At 36.3% G+C, this 8,544-nt stretch carries 5 protein-coding genes; 4 read left to right on the top strand and 1 reads right to left on the bottom strand.

Going from position 1 to position 8,544, the window contains the following annotated elements:
* The first annotated feature begins 155 nt into the window (after positions 1–155).
* Entirely contained in the window at positions 156–3,401 is a 3,246-nt protein-coding gene (locus O9307_RS12715; RefSeq protein ID WP_366100551.1) for a TonB-dependent receptor, read from the top strand.
* Positions 3,402–3,655: 254 nt separating this feature from the next.
* The gene (uvrB, locus tag O9307_RS12720; RefSeq protein ID WP_298299912.1) at positions 3,656–5,647 is read left to right on the top strand and encodes an excinuclease ABC subunit UvrB; all 1,992 of its coding nucleotides are present in this window, start codon (positions 3,656–3,658) and stop codon (positions 5,645–5,647) included.
* On the opposite strand, the gene O9307_RS12725 is transcribed toward uvrB, so the two are convergent.
* Complete coding sequence (locus O9307_RS12725; protein ID WP_298299914.1) at positions 5,644–6,045, bottom strand: excinuclease ABC subunit B; 402 nt, start codon at positions 6,043–6,045, stop codon at positions 5,644–5,646. The genes uvrB and O9307_RS12725 overlap by 4 nt on opposite strands.
* A gap of 212 nt (positions 6,046–6,257) precedes the next feature.
* Here O9307_RS12725 and O9307_RS12730 point away from each other — a divergent pair, with 212 nt between their 5' ends.
* Entirely contained in the window at positions 6,258–7,268 is a 1,011-nt protein-coding gene (locus tag O9307_RS12730) for a dipeptide epimerase (protein WP_298299916.1), read from the top strand.
* Positions 7,269–7,273: 5 nt separating this feature from the next.
* Positions 7,274–8,302 (top strand): aminotransferase class I/II-fold pyridoxal phosphate-dependent enzyme, encoded by a 1,029-nt coding sequence (locus O9307_RS12735; RefSeq protein WP_298299918.1) that lies wholly within the window; start codon positions 7,274–7,276, stop codon positions 8,300–8,302.
* Positions 8,303–8,544 lie beyond the last annotated feature (242 nt).

The raw sequence follows: 8,544 nt of genomic DNA on the forward strand, positions 1-8,544 counted from the left end.
CCATTAAGTGCCTATGAATTAAAACAAACAAAAAACGCCGAAAATGCTGTAACATTCTCGACGTCCTGAATAAAATCAATAACTCTCTGTAAAGAGTGATTGCAATGTTTCACCAATACCACACTAAAGAATATTAATAAAAACAGACCAAAACTATGAAAAAAACCGTCTTTAAACAACGATTACTAATTCGAATTATGAAAATAACCCTATTTCAATTTGTTTTAGCCCTTGTCTTTTCAAGTGTAACAATTGCTAATAATATCAGAGGTCAAAAAAAGCTGGACACCAAGGTAACCATTACCGTGACAGATTTGAACTTAGATACAGCGTTGTCAAAACTTGAAAAATTAGCACACGTTAAGTTTTCGTATAACTCGAGAATGACTCAATTGAATCAAAAAGTCAGCATTTACGCTAATAATGAAGTACTTTCAAGCGTATTAACTCGCATTTTAAAACCACTAAAAATTAATTACACAGAAGTAAGCAATCAAATTATTTTACAAAAAGAAGGAATTGCCAAAAAAGGAAGTAATGAAGAGCTTTTCTCTAATTTAAATCAAAATGCATTAGCTGAAATCATTAAAGGCCGAGTAGTTGATGAAAAAGGAGAGCCTTTACCTGGCGTAACTATCCTTGTAAAAGGAACTTCAAAAGGAACAACAACAGATTTTGAAGGAAACTATTCCATCAGTGCTGAAATTGGAGATGTATTACAATTTTCATATGTAGGGCTTGAAACCAAAACGGTAACAATAAAAGAAACTACAGTAAACATTACTTTAACAGGAAGTGGAGAAACGCTAAAAGATGTAGTGGTAGTAGGTTCTAGAAAAAAAGGAAGAGTAGCTCTTGACACTCCAGTTGCTATTGATGTAATCAATTTAAGTACTACGGCATCCGCAACACCGCAAACCGATTTAACTCAAATTTTAAATTATGTTGCCCCGTCATTTACTTCTAATTCTACAACTGTAGCTGATGGTACTGACCACATCGACCCAGCTCAATTAAGAGGTCTTGGTCCAGATCAAGTACTTGTTTTATTAAATGGAAAAAGAAGACATACTTCGTCTTTAGTTAACGTAAACGGAACACCAGGTAGAGGAAGCGTAGGTACAGATTTGAACTCAATTCCTTCATTTGCTATTGATAGACTAGAAGTTCTTAGAGACGGTGCCGCTGCTCAATACGGCTCTGATGCAATTGCTGGGGTAATCAATTTAGTCATGAAAAAAGGAACTGGTAAACTCCAAGCTAACGTTACTTCTGGAGCAAATTTTAGCGATGGCTCCAATGACCATTCAGGAGGTGCAGATGGCTTTAAAACACAGCTAGACCTTAACTATGGCACCAAAATTTTTAAAGATGGTTTTATTAATCTTACAGGGTCTTTCCAAAAAAGAGACATTACCAGCAGAGCAGGAACTGCAACAGGGACTATATTTAATGCTTACAATGCCATAGAAGGTAGAGCATTAAACGGTGGTGTAAACATTTCTTCTCTATTTGGAAACATTAACAATACCCCAAACAGTGTTGCAATACTAGGTCATATCAAAAATTTTGCACCAAGTGTTTCTTATTTTACACCTGCTCAGCAAACTACTATTGCAAATGCTACTACAATTGGAGCAATGCAAACTGCTTTAAATTTTGATGTAACTGACAATGAATTAGCCGCACGTGGTTTAAATAGAAAAGATTTCAACATGAGAGTGGGGCAATCTGAACTAACTAGTATGCAGTTTTTCTTAAACTCAGAGTTTGGACTTACCGATAACATAAGAGCGTATGCTTTTGGAGGATATTCACATAGAAATGGTAATGCTGCGGGATTTTACAGAAGACCTAACCAAAACAGAACAGCGACCTCAATTTTTATAAATGGATTTTTACCAGAAATTGATTCAAAAGTAAAAGACATCTCTTTTGCAGCAGGTGTTAAGGGAAAATTAGGAACTTTTGATTTTGATCTTTCTAATACTTTTGGAAGAAACACTTTCGATTATACCATTATGAATACTGTAAATGCAAGTAGTGTTTACCCATCCAAGACATCTTTTGATGCAGGTGGATTAGGATTCAGTCAAAACACTACCAATCTTGATTTTACTAAAAATGTAGATTATTTAAGCGGATTAAATATCGCTTTTGGAGCGGAATACAGACATGAAAACTATAAAATCACCCCTGGTGAAGAAGCTTCTTATGCATTGTATGATATTAATGGGAACATTCAAACCGCTACTACAGCAAATAATCTTAAACCAACAGATTTCTTTGGTAATGGAAGACCGGGTGGAGCTCAAGTATTCCCAGGATTCAGGCCTGCAAATCAAACGGACAAAGGCAGAAATTCATTTGCTTTGTACTTAGATTCTGAATTGGACATAACCGAAAAACTCCTAGTTAGTGCTGCGATACGTTTTGAAAATTATTCAGATTTTGGCTCTACTTTCAATTACAAAATTGCTTCAAGATATAAAGTGTCTGACAATTTTGCTTTAAGAGCAGCTCATGCTACTGGCTTTAGAGCTCCTTCATTGGCTCAGTTGTATTTTAACGCCACAAGTACACAATTTGTTGGTGGAGTTCCTTTTGAAGTTGGAACGTTTTCTAATGACACTTCTTTAGCAAGAAACTTAGGAATTCCTACGCTAAAACAAGAAGAATCAAGAAGTTATTCTGCTGGTTTTACTTCAAAAATTCCTTCAGCCAATTTAACTTTTACAGTTGATGGATATTTAATTACTATTGATGATCGAGTAGTTTTAACAGACCAATTTGCTCCAGATGCAACAAATGCAAGTTTGTTTTCTTCTGCCAATGCAACTGCTGCAACATTTTTTGCTAATGCCATTAATACAGAAACAAAAGGAATTGAAGCCGTTATTTCTCACAAAGCAAATTTGGGAAATGTAACGCTAAATTCAGATTTGGCACTTACACAATCACAAACTAGAAAAATTGGAGATATAAAAGCATCTGAGCAACTTTCGCAAGCAGCAAACTTAAATAGATATTATTCTGAAATGAGTAGAGTTTATTTAGAAGAAGCTATTCCAAGATTTAAAGCATCATTAATGAATAACTTTTCATATAAAAAATTAGAAGTCTTCTTGAGAAATGTATATTTTGGTCAGGTAACAGATCCTAATACAGTAGATGTTAATGGAGACGGATTGGTTGGAGCGACCATTGTAAACGGTAGAGCTGTAGAAAACGAGCACCCAATTTGGAGTGGAAGAATAATTACCGATTTATCTGTTGGATACGAAGTACATAAAGGGATAAAAATCACATTAGGAGCTAATAATTTATTTGATGTTTATCCGAGTAAAAACTATGGTCCTGTTTCAGCAAAAAGACCTAACGCGGTTTTAACAAATGGTTAAATTACTTATCCTACAACAAATTCAACTATAGATTTATCAAATCAGGATCAATTTGTTTATTCTAGAAATGTATCTCAATTTGGTCAAAATGGTCGTTTTCTTTTTGCAAGATTAAATTTCAATTTCTAAGTACTTTTTTTTTGAGATTAAGCCATCCTCTTAAAACAGGATGGTTTTTTTTTGACTAAAACTTTGGCAAAAAAAGAATTCAAACTTTGTACCTTTACCACTCTAAAACTTTGCTTCTTAAATAAATGAATTTCCAAGTAGTATCCGATTACCAACCTACAGGCGACCAACCACAAGCGATAGAAAAACTAGCGCAAGGTATTCTTGCAGGTGAACCATTTCAAACGCTACTTGGAGTTACTGGGTCTGGTAAAACATTTACGGTTGCCAACGTCATTCAAGAAGTTCAAAAACCAACGCTTATATTAGCGCACAACAAAACGTTGGCTGCGCAGTTGTATTCGGAATTCAAACAGTTTTTCCCTAACAACGCGGTGGAATATTTTGTGTCGTATTACGATTATTACCAACCCGAAGCGTTTATGCCTGTTACGGGAGTTTTTATAGAAAAAGATTTGTCAATCAATGAAGAGTTAGAAAAAATGCGTTTGAGCACGACTTCTTCTTTATTGTCTGGACGAAGAGATATTATAGTGGTCGCCTCGGTTTCTTGCATTTATGGTATTGGAAATCCCGTAGAATTTCAAAAGAACGTAATTGCCATCGAAGTCAACCAAATGATTTCAAGAACTAAATTATTACACAGCTTAGTGCAAAGTTTGTATTCTAGAACCGAAGCCGAATTTACCCCAGGAAATTTCAGAATTAAAGGTGATACGGTAGAAGTTTATCCAAGTTATGCCGATGATGCCTTCAGAATTCATTTTTTTGGTGATGAAATCGAAGAAATAGAAAGCTTTGATACCAAAACCTCCCAAGTCATTGAACGTTTTGAAAAATTGACGATTTATCCCGCCAATATGTTCGTGACTTCGCCAGATGTGCTGCAAAATGCCATTTGGGAAATCCAGCAAGATTTAGTGAAACAAGTGGATTACTTCAAAGAAATAGGCAAACATTTAGAAGCCAAACGACTTGAAGAACGCACGAACTTCGACTTAGAAATGATTCGGGAATTGGGCTATTGTTCTGGAATTGAAAATTATTCTCGTTACCTTGACGGAAGAGAAGCGGGCTCAAGACCTTTCTGTTTATTGGATTATTTCCCCAATGATTTTTTATTGGTAGTCGATGAAAGCCACGTGACTTTGTCGCAAGTACAAGCTATGTATGGTGGTGACCGTTCTAGAAAAGAAAACTTGGTAGAATATGGCTTCCGACTTCCCGCAGCAATGGACAACAGACCTTTGAAATTCGAGGAATTTGAAGCAATGCAGAATCAAGTCATTTATGTTTCAGCAACACCTGCGGATTATGAATTACAAAAATGCGATGGTGTTTATGTAGAGCAAATCATTCGTCCAACAGGTTTACTAGACCCCATTATCGAAATTCGTCCAAGTTTGAATCAAATTGATGATTTAATCGAAGAAATACAAGTACGCTGTGAGTTAGATGAGCGTGTTTTGGTCACTACTTTAACCAAAAGAATGGCCGAAGAATTGGCCAAATACTTGACTAAAGTTTCCATTCGTTGTCGCTACATTCACTCAGATGTGGATACATTGGAGCGTATCGAAATTATGCAAGATTTACGAAAAGGCTTATTTGACGTATTGATTGGAGTCAATTTATTGAGAGAAGGATTGGATTTGCCTGAAGTGTCTTTGGTTGCCATTTTGGATGCCGACAAAGAAGGGTTTCTTAGAAGCCATCGTTCCCTTACTCAAACCATTGGTCGAGCGGCAAGAAACTTAAACGGGAAAGCGATTATGTATGCCGATAAAATTACTGCGAGTATGCAAAAAACAATTGATGAAACCAATTATCGCCGTACCAAACAAATCAATTACAACACCCAACACAATAAGGTTCCGCAAGCTTTAGATAAAAAAATAGACAGTGCTTTTACTAAAAATCCGTTGGTGGAATATGAATTAGAACACACTATTGCCAAAGCAGCTGAACCAGACACGGCTTATCTTTCAAAACCAGAATTGGAAAAATTAATTCGTGAAAAACGAAAAGCGATGGAAAAAGCCGCAAAAGATTTAGATTTTATGCAAGCTGCCAAGTTCCGAGATGAAATTAAAGCATTACAAGAAAAACTCTCTTAGTTGTGTTGTTCTTGAAACATTCCTAACAATGCTTTGGCATCAATCATAGCATTAGGAGATTCCTGCATCATTTGCAAAACTCGTTTAGTAGCTCCAGGATTTAATCCCATATCGATGGCTATTTGACGAATCGCAACGGACTCTTTTTCGTGCAAAACACCATCACAATGCATAATCAGCGCCAAACGATAGAACTGCTGAATACGCTGAAATTCTGATTTAATAGGCAAATGAGGTAACTCTTGATGAAACAAATCAGAATATTCTGCTTTGGTAAACCCCAATTCTTTGGCTACAATTCTAATAAAATCAGACTCTCGTTGATGCAATCTTCCATCAATGACAGAAAAACTTATCATTTCTAAAAGTAAACTTCTTTTTTCTTCAAAACTATTCATCAATTTCATATTTTTAGCTAAAATATTGTTTTTAAATGTATTCACAAAATCCAATTATATCTAAAAAAAACTATTTTTAGACTTCTTTTTTTCTTTTGATGAAAGAATGGAAAGAGTAAAACACAACGAAAAATTATGACGAGACGACTTTGTAAACACATTACGTTGTCTCACCTATTAAACTAGTAGTACAACACAAAAACAACTGATTTATGCAACTGATCCTTCACGAATACAACCTAAAGCTAAAACACACCTTCACCATTTCGAGAGAATCTATTGATTTTCAGCCTTCGCTAATTGTAGAACTACGAAGCGAAGGCTACTCAGGATTTGGCGAAGCAACCTCCAACCCTTATTATCACATCACGGTCCCAATGATGCGGGACAGACTAGAAGGACTTCGACCATTTATTGAAAATATAAAAGACCAATCTCCCGATGAAGTTTGGGATTCAATCTCTCCGTTTTTAAGTTCAAACATGTTTGCGCTTTGCGCTTTAGACATGGCTTACAATGACCTATATGCCCGAAAAAAAGGCAAAAAATTACACGAGCTTTGGGATTTTTCTACTCATAACAATCCATTAACTGATTACACCATCGGTATTGCTTCTATTGAAAAAATGGTCGCCAAAATGAAAGAATTACCTTGGCCCATCTATAAAATAAAATTAGGCACCCAAGAAGACATCGAAATTGTAACTGAATTACGAAAACACACAGACGCTGTATTCAGAATCGATGCAAATTGTGGTTGGGGCGTTGAAGAAACCATTTCTAATTCCGTAGCTTTAAAAAAACTCGGCGTCGAATTTCTAGAACAGCCTATGAAAGCCGACAATTGGGAGGCGCATAAAGAGGTATACAAACACTCCGCCTTACCCATCATTGCCGACGAAAGTTGTATCATCCAATCCGATGTAGCCAAATGCCACAATCATTTTCACGGCGTAAATGTCAAATTGGTAAAATGTGGCGGCCTTACTCCTGGCAAACGTATGCTAGAAGAAGCCAAAAAACTAGGACTAAAAACTATGGTAGGTTGTATGACCGAATCTACAGTAGGTATCTCGGCCATAGCTCATCTATTACCACTGCTAGATTATGTAGATATGGATGGAGCGCTACTATTGGATAAAGATATTGCCACAGGAGTAACCATTACTTACGGCAAAATTGATTACCCAGACGGAAACGGAACTGGAGTGACACTTTTATAATTGGTATGAAAGTCCATCAATTCCCCAATCGTACAATCGAAATCAACCAAGAAACCTTCCTTTATTTTGGTGGAACGGCTTATCTTGGTTTGCCAACTTTACCCGAATTTCAAGAAATTATCTTCAAAAATATCCAGCGTTGGGGCACAGCTTATGGAAGTTCAAGAAACGCAAACGTCCAATTGAGCGCCTACGACACTGGCGAAACTCACCTTGCGCAATTCATTCAGGCCGATGCTGCAGTTACCGTTTCATCAGGAATGCTAGCAGGCAAACTAACTATAGATTTTTTAAGCACAAGTACCGATGTTTTTTACTATTTCCCAAATTCGCATCCTGCCATTCAAAGAAAAGACAGCCTACCTCTATTTACAAACAACCAATTAAACCCTAGAGTTTTAGACACAACAAAAGAAAAAATCACCCTACTCACAGATGCTGTACCATCATTTGAAACCCAACCCTTAAACCTAAAAATTCTCGATAGCATTCCCTCCCATAAAGAAATCACTTTGGTCATAGACGAATCCCATTCTATCGGAATCCTTGGCGAAAACGGCTCAGGAATTCACTCTAGCATCACGAATTCAAACGTCAAACGCAAAATTTTAGTCGCCTCACTTGGCAAAGCTTTTGGATTAACAGGCGGAGTAATTGCTAGTGACTCCAATTTTATTCAAGAAATCAAAAATTATGACACCTTTGTCGCAGCTGCTGGAATGAATCCAGCCTATGTACAAACCCTTGCAGAAACTGGGCATTTAGTGCAACAGCAACTTCAAAAATTACAGCACAATTTGAACTATCTCGCTCAACATATACAACCCAATCCCAAAATCAATTTCACCGCAAACTATCCTTCCATTTACTTAGATTGGAACAAAAGCTACGATATCTTGTTGCAAAACAAAATCGTAATCACCCATTTTGATTATCCCTCCGACCAAAAAACCTTGAACCGAATCGTCATTTCGGCCAATCATCACAAAGAAGACCTTGACCAATTAGTTCAAGTTTTAAATTCCTTCTCATAGGTTTTAGGAGCAGAAAAAAAGGCTCTTATGCCATCATAGAACCCGTCATCCGCTATATCTTTGCTTTTTTAAAGAAAAAAAGCAAAGGATGCCGCTACTACCCTACCGTCTGGACACATCTTTTGATAGACCACAGATGACACAGATTGAACGGATTTAAACCAATAAATTTGTTGTCTTTTAAAAAAATGTGTTGAAAAAACATTAAGTTTATAAATAATATTTTTAATATACAACCAAAA

It is taken from the genome of Flavobacterium sp. (assembly GCF_027531905.1).
Taxonomy (GTDB): Bacteria; Bacteroidota; Bacteroidia; order Flavobacteriales; family Flavobacteriaceae; genus Flavobacterium.